This is a genomic window from Lysinibacillus xylanilyticus (genome assembly GCF_001183605.1).
Classification (GTDB): Bacteria; Bacillota; Bacilli; order Bacillales_A; family Planococcaceae; genus Lysinibacillus; species Lysinibacillus xylanilyticus.
This window is the reverse complement of the sequence record NZ_LFXJ01000005.1, coordinates 792773-808869: the sequence shown is the minus strand read 5'-3', so window position 1 is coordinate 808869 and position 16097 is coordinate 792773. Positions and strand designations below refer to the sequence as shown.

Genomic DNA, 16097 nt, shown 5'->3' with positions numbered 1-16097 from the left:
ATAATTGTTGCTGACGCTTCGCTACAGAAAATAATTGTAGCTGAAAGAAGTTAAACGATTGAGCTCATACCGCCATCTACAACTATGACATCCCCCGTAATATAATCTGAGGCAGCCGCAGCTAAAAATAATGCTACGCCTTTTAGGTCATTTTCAGATCCTAATCGCTTTAACGGCGTCACTCCCATTAAATAATCTTGTCCACGCTCAATTAAGACTTTTGACATTTTTGTTGGGAAAAATCCTGGGGCAATCGCATTCACATTGACGCCATATGGCCCCCATTTTACGGCTAAATCTTTTGTTAGAGTGATGACTGCGCCTTTACTTGCGTTATAGCCAATTGTATCCATGAAATCAGGTAATGTACCACCAAGCCCTGCAACCGAAGCGATATTGATAATTTTTCCACTCTTTTGTTCTAGCATTATTTTGCCAACAGCTTGGCTCATTAAAAATGTACCATTGACATTAACATCGAAGACTTTTTGCCAAGCCTCATACGGCATTTCAACAGCTGGAGTACCCCAAGACGCCCCACTGTTATTTACTAAAATATCAATTCGGCCGAATGATTCAAGCGTTTTTGACACTACGTTCGCTATATCCTCTGGCTTTGTAACGTCACAGGCAAGAGCTAATGTTTGTAAACCTAATTCAGCTAATTCTGCGGCTACCGCTTCGCATGCCTCGACCTTCCTTGAGCACAGTACAATGTTAGCACCTGCTTCAGCAAAGCCTTGTGCAATTTGGGCTCCAAGACCACGTCCTCCCCCTGTTACGATGGCAGTCTTCCCCTTTAAGCTAAATAAATCTAGTACTGTCATTTAACCAGCTCCTCTTGTTTTTTAGCATGCTTTTTCAGCTCCAGCTTGGCAACAGTGTTACGATGCACTTCATCTGGTCCATCTGCTAATCGTAATGTTCGAGAATTTGCCCATTGTGCCGCAAGCGTCGTATCAGTCCCTACCCCAGCAGCACCGAATGCTTGAATTGCTCGGTCGATAACTCGCAATGCCATATTTGGCGCCACTACTTTGATCATAGCAATTTCTGCTTTCGCCTCTTTATTTCCTACTGTATCCATCATATACGCTGCCTTTAGCGTTAGTAGTCTTGCCTGCTCAATATCTATACGGGACTCCGCAATACGCTCACGCATTACACCTTGGTCTGCGAGTGGTCGATGGAAGGCGTGTCGCCCCTGTACACGCACACACATTTCCTCTAATGCACGTTCAGCGGCTCCAATAAGACGCATACAATGATGGATACGACCTGGCCCTAAACGTCCTTGCGCAATTGCAAAGCCTTTTCCTTCTCCCCACAATATATTTTCAACAGGTACTCGAACATTAGTAAATGTCACCTCACCGTGACCTTCAGGTGCGTGATCATAGCCAAATGCCGTAAGCATACGCTCTATTTTTACTCCAGGTGTATCCATAGGCACTAAAATCATCGACTGTTGCTCATGGATAGGCGCTGTAGAATCTTTATGTTTTCCCATAAAAATTGCGATTTTACAGCGAGGATCCCCAGCTCCTGTTGTCCACCACTTATGTCCATTTAAAATATAAAAATCGCCATCACGTTCAATACTTGCTTCGATATTAGTTGCATCACTTGACGCGACTGCAGGCTCAGTCATTGCAAAGCAGGAACGTATTTCTCCACGTAATAACGGCTCTAACCACTGTTTTTTCTGCTGTTCTGAGCCGTAACGCACAAGCACCTCCATATTTCCCGTATCTGGCGCATTGCAATTAAACACTTCAGGAGCAAGTAAAGAGCGTCCCATAATTTCACATAAAGGTGCATATTCTAAGTTCGCCAAACCTGCACCATATTCGCTATCCGGCAAAAATAAATTCCATAAGCCCGCTTCTTTTGCCTTGTGCTTTAATTCCTCCATAATTGGTGGAATCGCTCCCCAACGATCCTCCATTGCCTCTACCTGTGCAGCAAACACTGCCTCATTTGGATAAATGTATTGTTCCATAAAATTTGTCAGCTTCTCTTGAAGTTCTACTACTTTTTCGCTATAAGAAAAGTTCATAAAAAAGCCCCCTTTATTTGAACATCAAAATGATAAATGAATGAATATTCATTTTTATTCTTACATTAAATGTTACCGCTATATTTCTTGTAAATCAATGTCTATTAAACAAAAATTTGAATTATAAAGAAAATTCATACTTAAGATATTGTTTTGAGTGGATATAAAATCTCATTACAATAATATAATTCAATTCGAAAAACTATTTTTCCATAATATGTATCGTCAGATCAGAATAGCGTTTTTTACATAACGTGTGGTTGATTTCCGTTCCGACTGGGCGCTTTCTTGGGGGGCGTCCGATGAGCCAGTTCTTCTTGGTAAGTCTAAAAAAACGATAAGTAGGATAAAAAAAAGAGTAACTTCTCATTCAAAGAAGTTACTCTTCTCAATCAAATCAATCTTCACTTCACTTTTCTACGTAACATAATCAGGAATACGATTGCTTTTTTCAACCTTGCTCATTTAAGTTTTTCCATATCCTAAAGCGTTTCACCTATCTTTATAATATCAGTAAGCAATTGACGAATAGCCAAAGGAAGATGTCGATTTTTTAAATACACTACATAAACATTTCGTCGTAAGTTGGGACAGTCTATTTCTTTTTGTGCAATAGTTTTTGCTGTAGGACCTTTTAAATAATTTTCTGGTAGAATGGTAATCCCTAAATTTTCACGAACGAGAGATACAGCCGTTTCAAAACGTTCAATTTCAAATTGGATATTAATGTTTTGGTCAGCCTTTTCAAATGCATCTAGAATATCATGTCTCGTTTGAAAGCCCTCTGTACTAATAATAAATGGCTCATCACTTAAATCAGCGATGGTCAGTTTCTCCTTCGCCGCTAATGGATGATTTAATGGTAAAACGGCTACAAGTCGCTCTTCATATATGCAGTTAACTTCTAGTTCTTCATCATCCATGATCTGATTTGTAATAATTAAATGGGTTTTATAACTTTTGAGGGATTTTTCGACACGCTTACTTCCTAAAATATCTACTAGATGAATCATCATTTGTGGATATTCCTTTTTATACTCCGTAATGACTTTTGGTAGCCAATGCATAATCGACTCCATAACCCCTATCGTTATTTCGCTTGTGCCACGTACAATTACCTCATCCATTTCTATTTTTAAAACTTCCATGTTTTTCAATATAACTTTTGCTCGTTCATATAAAAGCTCGCCTGCTTCCGTTAATTGAAGATTTCTCGTATTTCTTTCAAGTAAAGGTGATCCAATTTCTTGTTCTAATTTTTTAATAGCATTACTTAGAGAAGGCTGAGAAATATGCAGTTTTTCAGCCGCCCTCGAGAAATTCATTTGCCCCGCAACTGCAATAAAATATTGTAATTGTTTAATATCCACAACAAGATCCCCCTTATTTATAGTTTTAAACTATAGATCAATAATAATTATATATTAGATATTATAATTATGTGAATATATAATCTACTCATAAACAATATTTTCACTACAATAATATTGTAAATGGAGTTGATAAAGATATGTATACAATGACAGATCAAAAACAATGGAAAGGTCGTATAGATTCTACTACCAATACGAGCAGTTTTCGTTTACATCAAAAAGTGAAAAGAATTCCTATTAATGATGTAAGCGCTTCAGATAATCAGCATGCCGGAATTGTTGGCTTTATTTGTGATGAAGGTGTACGTCGTAATCAGGGACGTGTAGGAGCAGCGAGTGGACCTAATGCTCTGCGTGAAGCATTATCTAGCTTACCTTGGACATTTAATGATGAACAGCAGATTTTAGATGTTGGCAACGTTCTTTGCCTTAACCATGCGCTAGAAGAAGCACAGCGTGAACTCGGTGAAATTGTCAAAACATTGCTAAATAAAAAACTACAATGCATCGTACTTGGCGGTGGACACGAAACACTATACGGACATTATTTAGGCGTTCGTGCAGCATTACCTAAAGATGCGAAAATTGGGATAGTTAATATCGACGCTCATTTCGATTTACGACCTTACGATGAGCAGCCATCGTCTGGCACAATGTTCCGTCAGATTTTAGAACAGGATCCACATGCCGATTATTTTGTTTTAGGCATACAGCGTTATGGCAATACAAAAGAGCTGTTTGATAAAGCCGATGAGTTGAATGTGAATTATGTGTTAGAAGATAATATGGCGCCAGAAAATAATGCGGAAATCATGCAGGATCTTCAGCAATTTATGAATAACCATGATTATATTCTCTTAACGCTCTGTATGGATGTATTAAATGCTGCATTTGCACCTGGTGTTAGTGCCCCATCACCGTTTGGTCTAGATTCAAAAACTGTGCGCACGATAATTCAAAAAGTAACTTCGCACCCGAATACACATTCTTTTGATATTTGTGAAGTAAATCCTTCACTGGATGAAAACGGACGCACAGTTAAATTAGGTGCTTATTTTGTTTATGAAGCACTAAATCACTTACTTAGGAGACATGGTTCATGATCGAAATTAATCAAATTACAACAGTATTTCTAGCAGTTGCACTATTCGCATTGGGCGGATGGCTCATAAATAAAATTGGTTTTTTAAAACGTTTTTGTATACCAGCACCTGTTGTTGGAGGCTTACTATTCGCCGCATTGACAACTATTCTAAAAACAACTGGCGTATTAGAAATTTCGCTTGATACGTCATTACAAAGCTTATTTATGATTACGTTCTTCACAACTATTGGTTTAGGAGCAAGCTTTAAACTTGTGAAGCTTGGTGGAAAATTATTAATTATATATTGGTTGGCTTGTGGTTTCCTAGCATTAATGCAAAATGTTATTGGTGTATCCCTTGCAAAGCTAATGGGTATTCATCCATTAATCGGTATGATGGCTGGTGCTGTTTCTATGGAAGGTGGTCATGGTGCCGCTGCAGCATTTGGACAAACATTAGAAGACTTAGGTATTTCATCAGCCATGACAATCGGTGCGGCTGCGGCTACATGTGGTTTAGTTGCTGGTGGCTTAATCGGAGGTCCTATTGTAAAGTACTTAGTCGGTAAATATAATTTAACGCCTGATGAACAAGAAACTGAAGAAGTTGATTATGAAAATAAAAACGAACAAATTACATCCGATTCATTCTTTACACAAGTAGTATTAATTACGTTCTGTATGGCTGTAGGTACATATGTTGGAACATTATTCTCAGAAGCTACTGGCTTCGTACTACCTGGCTATGTTGGTGCAATGTTTGTAGCTGTACTAGTGCGCAATATTATGGATAAAATAAAACCTGACGCGATTAATATGAAAAGCATTTCTTTAATCGGTGATGTGACTTTAGGTGTCTTTCTGTCAATGGCGCTTATGAGTATTAAATTATGGGAAATTGCGGATTTAGCACTTCCACTATTCATCATTGTTTTCGCACAAGTATTCTTCATTGTCGTATTTAGTATTTTTGTATTGTTTAAGATTCTTGGAAAAAATTACGATGCTGCGGTAATGGTTGCCGGTTTTGCTGGTCACGGTTTAGGGGCAACACCAAATGCGATGGCCAATATGTCAGCAGTTGTCCAACGCTTCGGTCCATCTAAAAAAGCATTTCTTGTAGTACCAATTGTAGGAGCGTTTTTAATCGACGTATTCGGTATTCCAATTATTATAACGACTATCAATTTATTTAAATAATAAAGAAGCCGTGCAATTGTCATGATTAGACAGTTGCACGGCTTCTTTTATTCGCTTATAGATTATTGTAATATTTCACTAACAGTTACAAATTCGTAGCCTTGCTTTTGCAAGTACAGAATTACGTTTTCCAAACCGTTTGCTGTCGTTTGATGAATATCATGCATTAAAATAATGCTGCCATCTTTCACTGATGCTTTCACATACGTTAATATTTTATCAGCATTATGATGCTTCCAATCTAGCGTATCAATTGACCATAGAATAGAAGGCGTCGTAATGACAGAACGAACTTTATCATTCGTTGCACCATATGGTGGACGGAAAACCGTTGGATATTGACCGATTGCTGCATAAATAGCGTTGCTAGTTCGATCAACCTCTTGTTTAACATTTGCTGTCGATAAGGTTGTTAACTTTGAATGGTTCCATGTATGATTGCCTATTTCATAGCCAGCCTCATAAACTTTCTTTACGATTGCTGAATTTTTAGAGGCATTTTGCCCAACCATAAAAAATGTTGCCTTTGCATCATATTTCTTTAAAGTCGCTAAAATTTGTGGGGTAACTTTTGCATCTGGCCCATCATCGAATGTTAAAGCCACACGCTTCTTTTCCCCTTTCGCTACTGGTACACCTTTATTGTATACTTTGTTACCAGGTATTTGGATATTTTCCAGCTCTGAAGCTTTAACATAGCCCTTTTGTTCACCTGCTTCTACATAGGCCCAGCCAACTAGCGTCGTATATTGCTGAACGACTGTTTTATTGGCAATCGTACCAAGAACCTCGCCACTTGGGCTGGCAGTTAAACGAAGCACAGCACCATTAGTAGCATTTACTCGTTTTTTTGTCGCAACAGGTTTCTTTAAAGAATTTGTTGCAACATAGCCTGTTTGATGACCATATTGGACAAATGACCAACCTTCAGGTGCTGATCCATATACAAAGATAATACTGTTTTCATTAAGTAGTCCCGCTTTTTGTGCACTTGGACTAGGATATGTAAATAAAGTTGTTCCGCCTTTTTGCGTCACTAAATATTTTTCAGATGTAATGCTTACTAATGCAGCCGTTTCTACATATCCCTCTAGCTGTTGCACTTTAATTAGAGTCCATTCCTTACTTACAGGTGTAGCGGTTACATAACTACCTTTCGCTACTTTACCGATTTCGGTACTTTCTACGGAAGGTTCTACATAAACTGCTGTGTCTTTAACGACTGATTGGATAACGGATGTACTCTCGGCTTTTGCAAAAGCAGTATCAACAAACACAAAACTGATTAAAAATGTCAAAATAATAGCATAGGGAAAAAGTTTTTTCATTGTTCTACACCGACCTTTTCATCACAGATGTCTTTTCTCATATGTTTTTGTATAGGATTCGACTCTAATTATAGAATAATAGATTATTCCAGGAAATAGTAGGAATCAACTAGTTTTTTTCTTTAATAAATTTACGTTTTTGGGTAGCTAGGATTAACGGCATATTGTTAAATTGTTTGTTGATGCTAAAAAAAAATTCGCCTTTTCTTCATCAAAATTCCCCCGCAGAAATCACTTATTTAATAAGTAACACCTCCCCTTTTAAATCCGAATATTCCCAATGAATATCGTGTTAGCAATTTTGCTAACTTTCATTGTCAAAGGCTCCCAAGACGCCTTTTTTGGGAGTTTGAGCAGTGCACCCTATTAATAAGACGTTTGAAATGATTTAAAAGTTATTATTTTTTCATATTTTTTCCTCCTATAGCATCGTACGCCATAAGAGCATCGTCAATATGGAATGGTGGGATCCAAGCCTGCCCATTCGCATTAGTTGTAACGAAAATATATTGTTTACCTTCTTTTTCGATAATAGAGGCTAAACAAAGCCCAGCTTCAGGTGTGTAGCCCGTTTTCCCTCCCAATATCACGCCTTCCCCACCTGGTATTTTCGCTAAAAGCGAGCTTGTTATCGTTAATTCATTTGGGACATGAGTCATATAACTTTTCGAAGTCAAGATTTGATAAAACGTAGGATTTTTAATGGCATAACGAAATAGCTTACTTATATCACGGACACTGGAGACATGAGCGGGATCATGTAATCCGCTGGCATTGACAAAATGGGTATCGTTCAGCCCTAACTCCTGTGCTTTATTATTCATTAATGTTACAAATGCTTCTTCACTACCTGTCATCATATCGGCAAGTGTTCCTGTAGCATCTGCCCCTGAAGCAAGCAATGTGCCATATAATAAATCCTCTATCGTAACAAAATCTCCTGCCTTAAAGCCCGCCATGGAGGCATTTTGAGCAGTAAATTTAGAAATCGTTTGTGGTGTAACGATTGTTTGCTTCTGCAGATCCTCACTCATTTCAATGGCAACAATCGCAGTCATAATTTTCGTTAATGATGCAGGATAAATAATGTCATCTGCATTTTTTTCGAATAATACATCTCCTTTTTCATTCAACAACATAGCATTTTTACTATGCAACGAAGGTAGCTCTACTTGCGTTTGTTCCGGTGTTTTATTTGTATAATAAAAAAAGAATACAGCTGCACATATAAAACAAAATAAGACAAATTTTTTCATAAAAAAACGCCCCCCACACATTATAATAGGAGGCATTTATGAATATTCCTGTAGGAAATTTATGACGAAATTCTTAAGGTTTGTTTGATGCTAATAAAAATCATCGAAATCAGAACAAATTCTCGTTATGTCTTTATTCGCTAATTTAAAAAATACATCCTGAGATACTTCTAACTTCAGTGCATCTTCCTTTTTCAGATCCGCATATATTCCTCGTAAAATACGACCTGTTAGACCATGTGAAATAGCGATAACTTTCGGTAGATGTTGAATGTCTCCTAGCCAAGCACTTAGTCTATTCACTACCGCGTCATAAGCTTCTCCATTAGGTGCATTAAAATACCAATTATACATGTCTGTGTTATGAAAAAGATTGGGCCAAGAACTTTCGATTTCTTTCGTTGTTAACCCAGCCCATTGTCCCACAGCAACCTCGGTTAAACGATTATCTTTTTCAACATTCTTCAAATCATATCCAATTGTTTCACAAATTATTTCCGTGCTTTGCATGGCTCTTCCTAATGGACTCGAAAAAATCTTCCATTCATTTGGATTTCCAATTAAACTTTTTAGCATTAAAGCATTTTGTTGTACTTGATGTACACCCATTTCTGTTAATGGAGAATCGAGCTCTCCTTGGTATCGTCCTTGTGTATTAAATTCAGTTTCACCATGACGAAGTATGTAGATCGTTTGGTTCAATATTGTTTCCCCCTATACTTTCTCCCTAGCCTTCTCCCTACTTTCTCTCATTTTAAAACAAGAGAATGATATAGATAAATCCAAAGAACAAACATAATGGACTGTACATCCAAGTATCGTATTTAGCAAACTGTGAATGCTTTATTTTTTTAAAAACCCCAACATATTTAAAATCACCAATCGCCCGAATAGTAAAAACTATAGCACAGACAATACTTCCGATTTTAGATAGACTATTTGCTTGAAAGCTCTGCAAATAATCACCTTGAACAACTATTATGATACTAGCCAGTAGAATAAGAATGGCAACGAATAATGTTCCCCATTTTCTTGGAGTAAATGCAGGTTTATGCTCTCCCTCTTTTACTGGGATCACAGCGGAAGAACCCCATCGACCTCCAAAAGCCCAGTACATATGCAAAAAACTGATAAACCACAGAAACCCTACAGCTATTAATGGTAAAATTGATTTCATATACTTTCCTCCAATGTCGCAATTCTAAAACATACACCACCGTATGTTTTAGTGAAAACTTTGCCCCTTCAGGCTCTATAACCATATTAGGGACGTTTATAATCATGTAATTAATTATGTCTCGGCATAATTCCGTGACATCTGCCGGAGGCTTTAACTTCTTCGGTGGATATTTGGTCAACCGCTGAAAGAAGTTAAAAGCTTCACCATTTTATCAATTTCAAAATTAGGATTTTCTTCAAACCTTGTCATCCATCCTACATACGTTAAATAGGCAAGTCTCGCTCTATCAATCGATTCAGCATTGTCTATGCCCTTTTTTTGATACAATTTCGCAACACAAGAAATTCTTTGTTCTTCAATATCCACTAAACGTGCTGCAACAACAGGATCATATTTTGCCCAAGTATAAATTCCAATCTCCATTTTTTTATCTCGATTGAAACTAACTTGGAATAGCTGTTCTAACGATGCATCCTGTTGCTCCATACTTTGAACAATCAGCTTTGTAGCATGTACTTCCCAATAATCAAGCATAGAATCTAACAGCTCTTGATGGTCACGAAAATAGTGATAAAAGCTCCCTTTACTTATTTTTAGTAATCGAGCAAGTGCTTCGATGCGAACTTTATGTATTCCTTCATCAGCTAATTGTTGTAATCCTGCTTTTATCCAATTTTCTCTCGTTAATTGCATAACTTCTCTCCACTTAGATACGGTAGCGTATGTTTTTCGTTAGATTACTACCACTTTCATTTTTTGTCAATTATTTACTCTTTTATTTTTTTTGGAACTTTAATGTTATTGCTGATCGTTACATTTATAGTCATGACCCTTGGTAAAATACATGCACCTACTAATATAATCGCTAAAAGTTTTTTCATCTTTAATCTCCTTTTTTTTGGTTACTTGTCAATTCCTCTTAAATAAAGAACGTTTGACTATGGGTTAAAATCACTTTTATTATTGATTCATATTTATTCACAGCTAAGGCCAAGTTTTTTTGATTACTTGACCTCAATGACAACTACAGAAAACACTCGTAGCTGTCGCTACTAAAGACAATCGCTGAAAGTAGTTAAAATGTATTATCAAATAGATGTTCTGCTACACCTAGTAAAATATCTTTCTCTGTAAACTCCATTAATTCTTTTCTTGTAATCGACTTCTGTTGAATTAAACGGTTTGATTGAATAGTCACGAGCTTTTCAAATATGTTTCGTATATATCGACCGTTCGAAAAGTTTGGAATTGATTCGACCGGAATTTGATGCAATTGCTCCTTCATATGATGTGCAAATACGTCACCATACTGGTAATCATTATTTTTACATAGCATGGCAAAAATATCGTAAAGCTCATCTGTGCTAAAATTATCAAACTGCACAAAATGATTGAAGCGGGATTTAAATCCTGGATTGGCAAGCAGAAATTCCTCCATGAGCTCTGTATAACCAGCAACGATAATAACTAAATCATCTCGTAAATCCTCCATCGCCTTTAATAGGCTATCAATCGCTTCTTTACCAAATGCGTCCTGTTTATCATTGATCAGTGAATAGGCTTCATCTATAAAAAGTACGCCACCTTTTGCTTTATTCACAACTTCCTGGACCTTCAAAGCTGTCTGGCCAACATATCCTGCTACTAAGCCTGCACGATCTGTTTCCACAAAATGCCCGCTTGAAAGTACACCAAGATGCTTATATATTTGGCCTATGATACGCGCCACTGTTGTTTTTCCTGTACCTGGATTTCCAGAGAACACTAGATGATATGTTATTGGGAAGCTTGTTAAACCATGGTCGACACGCAAACTTTGGATTTTTATGAAGTTAATTAGATTATGTAATTCCTTTTTGGCATTTGGAAGTCCTACAAGTCCATCCAGCTGCTTCTGTAATTTTTCAATCTCTCGCTCTATTTCTGGTGTTATTCGTAATCGTTCACCGTTAATGAATTCACCGCTATAAATAATTTTTCCTTCTTCATTAAAGTAATCTCCTCGACCGTGCTTTTCTCCATTTACAAGGTCTCCGATATAGGAAGCCTGTCCATTAGCATAATAAAGAGTACCATGTCCGGTCATCGCATCCTCTTTAAATTGTCCCTCAGATACTAGCTCACCTTGTCTGGAATAGTTCTTACCTTTACCATGTTTCATATCCTCAAAGAAATAACCTTCATACTGAAGGGATGTTACACCATTTGCGAGCTCCTCAGTACTTGGCGATTCTGCTGCATAGTAAAGCTTTCCAGCACCTTGCATATGATTCCAAATAAAATCACCTTCATATTGAAAAAAACCACTTGGATAGTATTGTTTTCCCTTTCCTTTCTTCATGCCATGGACAAAATCACCCTCATATTGCGGCTGATTTAAATGTGGATACTGTTCACGAATCTCTTTAAATGGAGCAATAATATCTTCCTCATAATACAAAATCCCGTATCCTTCCATTAAATCATTGCGAAAATGCCCCTCGTAATATACCTGACCATCCTTATATAAAATTCCATTACCTTGTTTTTTATTTTGAATAAATTCGCCCTGATAAATCATTTGGCCTTTTAAATACATGATGCCGTTACCTTGCTTCATATGATTGACGAATTCTCCCTCAAATAAAAGCTCACCTTCTTGGTCAAATAGTGTACCCTTTCCATCATAAACGTCATGACCAAAGTCATTCTTCTTCACACCGCCACGATACATTAATGTACCATCTGGATATAATATATCTTTTTCTTCATGATTATATGTCATTTGATTGCCACCCTTTATCCATTCAGTATATGCTTAATTATAGCGTGGAAAAGAATACCTATGCGCGAATTTTTAGAATTCAAGGAGTATAAAATGAAAAAAAGATATAAAATATTTATTGGCATCCTAGTACCTCTTATCATTTTATTTGTATCAACAATATTTTTAACCCGCGATTCAACTTTTGATAAGGAGGTAATTGAACGACTTGATCTTGAACAAATAAATGAAATTGAATTGATCCGTTCCTCTGATAACAAAACAATCACAATTACAGATGCAGCTAAAATCAATCTAATAATACAGCAATTTGAAGATCAGCCGCTTCGAAAAGTCTATTTTTCCAATTCAGATTATGACGAGGCTTATTGGTTAACGTTACGTACTAACGATAACCGTGAAATTGGCATACGATTAGATGACTCAAAACATTTATTCGTTTATTTATACGAAGAAAGCTATATGAAAGATTACAAGCTTTTAGATAATGTTAATATGGCCTTTTTTGAGGGACTTTTTTGAAATATAATTCATTCTTAAACGGTAAAAATCCGCTTCGATTAGTTTCTACGCGGATTTTTATCTTCTATTTTGTTTTTATATGTAGCGATAATTTTGTTGCATCGATTTAATCGTTTCAATGATCTCTTCTCTAAGCTCAATGGGCTCTAACACTTCAATGTTTGCCCCTTGGCTCAGCAGCCACATTTTAATACCATGTCCAAAAACTTCTGCTTCAAATAAATATTGCCCATCTTTATCGGATACTATTTTTGCTGTTGGTAAGCGATCTAATACAGCTTGCGGAGATGTTCCTTTAAAGATAAATTTTATTCGCATCAGCTCGCCAGCATGCATAAACTGAATGCGTTTGCGAAATTCTCCTTCTTGAAAACGTTCGGCATATGGAATTTGAAATTTTTTATCAAGCTCAAGAAAATGCTGTATTCGGTCTACTCTATAAACAATGGGCAAATCCTTCTCATTCTTATTATCATTAGCAATTAAATAAAAGTAGTATTCTGAGAAAATGACGGCGAGTGGTTTTAAAATCTTTTCTGTAGGAATTGTTTCACCTTCACGTAAATAATCAATTTTAATGATTTTCTTTTTTTGAACCGCCTCTGATAGAACCCAAATTAAATGCAGTAGCGACTTTTTATGATTTAAATCTACGTACAAATGCTTTTCGTTTAAAATAATATTGTGAATAAATTCCTGCTTATCCGCCGCAACAATCGAAATAAGTTTATCTATAATATCGCTCATTTCTGATTTTAGCAGTGCTCTTGATTCGATGAGAATTTTAACAATCGCTAAAACTTGCTCCTTCGATAAAATACTCTCTCCTTTATTCGTTAGCCTGTACAAATTTTCCGTCCGCACATATTCTAAATGGCAATCCAATTTAGCTTTTTCCAGATACGCTCGAATTTCATTCAAATCCCGTTGAATGGTTTTTTCACCAACATTATGTGTAAATGCTTCTTGTTTTTTGTTAATTCCTTGACCATCCATCAGTCTGTCGAACATCGAAATGACGCGATAGCCTTTGTTTTGTTGTGAATCTACCATATATCCCACTCTCTCTTCAAAGTTACTTCTCTATTATACAAAAAGAGTTGGACACTATTAGTCCTTTTAACTACTTAATTTCTATTTTATTGGTATAATTACCACTACATACTATACTTTTGTTATAATTCACTTTATTTTTATAGTTAATTCCGCATTGGTAGATAAAAAGGACTTCAATCTTGGTGATTGAAGTCCTTCATTATGTTAAGAATATTTAGTTTGCATGTTTTTCATGCAAATAATTACCACTTCTCCAACCTTACATATATACCTGCTTATTCAACTAATCTGCTTCGTTCATAGATATTTCTGGTTGACCATTTTTTATATAGTTTTATTATAGCAGTAGCCAGGGTACGCTCCTTTTTAATGAACCTTGCAGAAATTTTTTTCCATCAGCAACTATTTTATAATGTAGGTCATTATTCCAACTTCCTATGTGTAGCTCTTTTTCTATAATTAGTGATTTGTTCCCTAATGAGTATGGTTCAAGTGCTTTTTTTATTAATTGGTACAATTTTATATCTCCTTAGAGTTAAGTAGTGGAATACCTTATTTACTAAATCTCTCAATTTTACATTAAAGTATCTTTATATCTTGTTGTTTGTTACCACACAGCTCACTTAACATTTGGTACAATTTATGTTCTGAATCATATTTCACACTTAGATATAATCAAGCCACGAATGACCAGTTGGAAATTGTCTTTTCAAAGTAATTTTTAACCAATCCCTTTGTTCAGGCAGTAAATATGGAAGCATAATTTGTAAATCTTGAAAATCTTTTTCTCTAACCTTTGAGCTACCACCTTTATAAAGGAGTTGAATCTCGGGTCTCAGGTAAGGTATCTCATCATCTGTTCTTAAAAATATATCCTCTAACCTTCTTCGAATAGATTTTTCTCTCCTGTATATCCAGGATTGTTGCTCTGTCTCTACTAACATAATTTGAAAAGCCCAGGGAGAACTACTGCTTTTAGTAACCCAGATGTCATTTGTGGTTTTTAAAAACTCGCCTTCTTGCCAATGAACAAGTTTCCCATTCTCTGCTTTGTATAACATCCAATCACCTGACAAATGATTATAGACAGTCAATTGTTCCTCTCGAAGTATTATTACATCTATATCATCATGTACCCTTGACTGTTTGCCTAAATGTAAATCTAAAGCCCATCCCCCTGCAATACCCCATTTAATTGGAATAGTAGAAAAGAGCTTATATATTTCTGTTACGGTGATTGATTCCCAATTATCTATATCTGTCCTCATATAAATGTCCTCCTCATAGCTTTGAAATAAAATTTGATTAAAAGTATGCTGCAAACGTTGATTTGCGTTATAAAAAACCCACCGTTTTGAAAAAAAGATTGATCTAAACGGTGGGATATTATTGATCTAATAGCGTGTTTTTTTAAAGGCTGGACAAAATTTTTATCAAAATTTATCCTATATATTCTCTAAATGATTCGTATCATTTATAAAGTGAATTACCTTTTCCTTATCAGTAATTTCAACTAAACTAATTCCTGTATCTCCGATTTTAAAATAATAATCCATGTTTATTGGCATTTGGTAAAAAGCACGTAATATATTATTAATTACCCCGCCATGAGCAACAATCGCAATTCGTTTATATTTATTTCCTGTCACAATCTTAGAAAATATCGTTTCAATCCTCATTCGAAATTCTATGAATGATTCTCCATTTTCAAAACGATCATGAAAAAATTTTGGCTCTGGATACTTTTTCGCTTCTTCAAAGGATAATCCAGCTTGTACACCATTATTAAACTCCATTAATTCTTCTTCCAATTGCACTGGGCACCCAATAGTTTGTCCTAAAGTTTCGGCGGTTTCGCGTGCTCTTTTTAACGTACTTGCCCATATAAAATCTGGTGGGAAGTCATTTTTTACTTTTTGTGATAAACTTCCCACTTGCTTTCTACCTCTCTCCGTTAATTCAAAATCAGCTCTTCCTTCATGTACGTTTAAAATATCTGCTTCCGATTCTCCGTGACGAATTAATAGTATTTGCATGTCTTTTTCCCCCTATCTCTTTTAAATCCAAAAAGTATAAAACTAAACTGCTCTGTTAATTGAATAAGAACATCGTTTATTTATTATTTAATCCATTACTTTTTCTAATATCTTATTTATAAATTCTGATTCACCTAATGTATAGGATTTTCGGTCTTTTACTGTATCTGCTAGAACTTCAGTTATATATGTATTGAACTGACCTCGACGTTATTGAAAATCGACCGCACTATTGAACA

Annotated in this window: 16 protein-coding genes; 3 read left to right on the top strand and 13 right to left on the bottom strand. The window is 36.0% G+C overall.

Going from position 1 to position 16097, the window contains the following annotated elements; genetic code table 11:
- Nucleotides 1–50: 50 nt before the first annotated feature.
- From ACZ11_RS06865 to ACZ11_RS06855, 3 genes are all read right to left on the bottom strand, one after another.
- Nucleotides 51–827, bottom strand: a complete 777-nt coding sequence (locus tag ACZ11_RS06865) for an SDR family oxidoreductase (RefSeq protein ID WP_049664739.1) — start codon at nt 825–827, stop codon at nt 51–53.
- The gene (locus tag ACZ11_RS06860; RefSeq protein WP_049664736.1) at nt 824–2059 is read right to left on the bottom strand and encodes an acyl-CoA dehydrogenase family protein; all 1236 of its coding nucleotides are present in this window, start codon (nt 2057–2059) and stop codon (nt 824–826) included. Before ACZ11_RS06860 ends, ACZ11_RS06865 begins: the two co-directional genes overlap by 4 nt.
- Before the next feature lie 482 nt (nt 2060–2541).
- Complete coding sequence (locus ACZ11_RS06855) at nt 2542–3429, bottom strand: LysR family transcriptional regulator (RefSeq protein ID WP_049664735.1); 888 nt, start codon at nt 3427–3429, stop codon at nt 2542–2544.
- Between the two features lie 140 nt (nt 3430–3569).
- Here ACZ11_RS06855 and hutG point away from each other — a divergent pair, with 140 nt between their 5' ends.
- Both hutG and gltS read left to right on the top strand, forming a co-directional pair.
- A complete protein-coding gene (hutG, locus tag ACZ11_RS06850) occupies nt 3570–4535 on the top strand; it encodes a formimidoylglutamase (RefSeq protein WP_049664733.1) in 966 nt (321 codons plus the stop codon).
- A complete protein-coding gene (gene gltS, locus ACZ11_RS06845) occupies nt 4532–5716 on the top strand; it encodes a sodium/glutamate symporter (protein WP_049664731.1) in 1185 nt (394 codons plus the stop codon). The genes hutG and gltS overlap by 4 nt, the downstream gene beginning before the upstream one ends.
- A 62-nt stretch (nt 5717–5778) precedes the next feature.
- On the opposite strand, the gene ACZ11_RS06840 is transcribed toward gltS, so the two are convergent.
- The 6 genes from ACZ11_RS06840 to ACZ11_RS06815 all read right to left on the bottom strand — a co-directional run bounded on the left by ACZ11_RS06840 (nt 5779) and on the right by ACZ11_RS06815 (nt 12244).
- Complete coding sequence (locus ACZ11_RS06840) at nt 5779–7044, bottom strand: polysaccharide deacetylase family protein (protein WP_049664730.1); 1266 nt, start codon at nt 7042–7044, stop codon at nt 5779–5781.
- A gap of 398 nt (nt 7045–7442) precedes the next feature.
- The gene (locus ACZ11_RS06835; protein ID WP_049664728.1) at nt 7443–8300 is read right to left on the bottom strand and encodes a D-alanyl-D-alanine carboxypeptidase family protein; all 858 of its coding nucleotides are present in this window, start codon (nt 8298–8300) and stop codon (nt 7443–7445) included.
- 90 nt (nt 8301–8390) lie between these two features.
- Nucleotides 8391–9002, bottom strand: coding sequence for a histidine phosphatase family protein (locus ACZ11_RS06830; RefSeq protein ID WP_049664726.1), 612 nt, complete (start codon nt 9000–9002; stop codon nt 8391–8393).
- Between the two features lie 52 nt (nt 9003–9054).
- On the bottom strand, nt 9055–9477 hold the full coding sequence (locus ACZ11_RS06825) for a DUF3995 domain-containing protein (RefSeq protein ID WP_049664724.1): 423 nt from the start codon (nt 9475–9477) through the stop codon (nt 9055–9057).
- A 177-nt stretch (nt 9478–9654) separates the two neighbouring features.
- The gene (locus ACZ11_RS06820; RefSeq protein ID WP_049664722.1) at nt 9655–10173 is read right to left on the bottom strand and encodes a TetR/AcrR family transcriptional regulator; all 519 of its coding nucleotides are present in this window, start codon (nt 10171–10173) and stop codon (nt 9655–9657) included.
- 382 nt (nt 10174–10555) lie between these two features.
- Nucleotides 10556–12244 carry an AAA family ATPase gene (locus ACZ11_RS06815; protein WP_049664721.1) on the bottom strand — a complete coding sequence of 563 codons (1689 nt, stop codon included), beginning with the start codon at nt 12242–12244 and terminating at the stop codon, nt 10556–10558.
- Between the two features lie 93 nt (nt 12245–12337).
- Between ACZ11_RS06815 and ACZ11_RS06810 the strand changes: the two genes are divergently transcribed.
- Nucleotides 12338–12766, top strand: coding sequence for a hypothetical protein (locus ACZ11_RS06810; RefSeq protein WP_049664719.1), 429 nt, complete (start codon nt 12338–12340; stop codon nt 12764–12766).
- A 75-nt stretch (nt 12767–12841) separates the two neighbouring features.
- Here ACZ11_RS06810 and ACZ11_RS06805 read toward each other — a convergent pair whose 3' ends face one another.
- The 4 genes from ACZ11_RS06805 to ACZ11_RS06790 form a co-directional block, all read right to left on the bottom strand.
- Nucleotides 12842–13819, bottom strand: coding sequence for a helix-turn-helix transcriptional regulator (locus ACZ11_RS06805; RefSeq protein ID WP_049664718.1), 978 nt, complete (start codon nt 13817–13819; stop codon nt 12842–12844).
- A 340-nt stretch (nt 13820–14159) separates the two neighbouring features.
- Entirely contained in the window at nt 14160–14339 is a 180-nt protein-coding gene (locus ACZ11_RS26920; protein ID WP_049664716.1) for a hypothetical protein, read from the bottom strand.
- A gap of 148 nt (nt 14340–14487) precedes the next feature.
- Nucleotides 14488–15090 (bottom strand): nucleotidyltransferase domain-containing protein, encoded by a 603-nt coding sequence (locus ACZ11_RS06795; protein WP_049664714.1) that lies wholly within the window; start codon nt 15088–15090, stop codon nt 14488–14490.
- 177 nt (nt 15091–15267) lie between these two features.
- Nucleotides 15268–15858, bottom strand: a complete 591-nt coding sequence (locus ACZ11_RS06790; protein ID WP_049664711.1) for a histidine phosphatase family protein — start codon at nt 15856–15858, stop codon at nt 15268–15270.
- Nucleotides 15859–16097 lie beyond the last annotated feature (239 nt).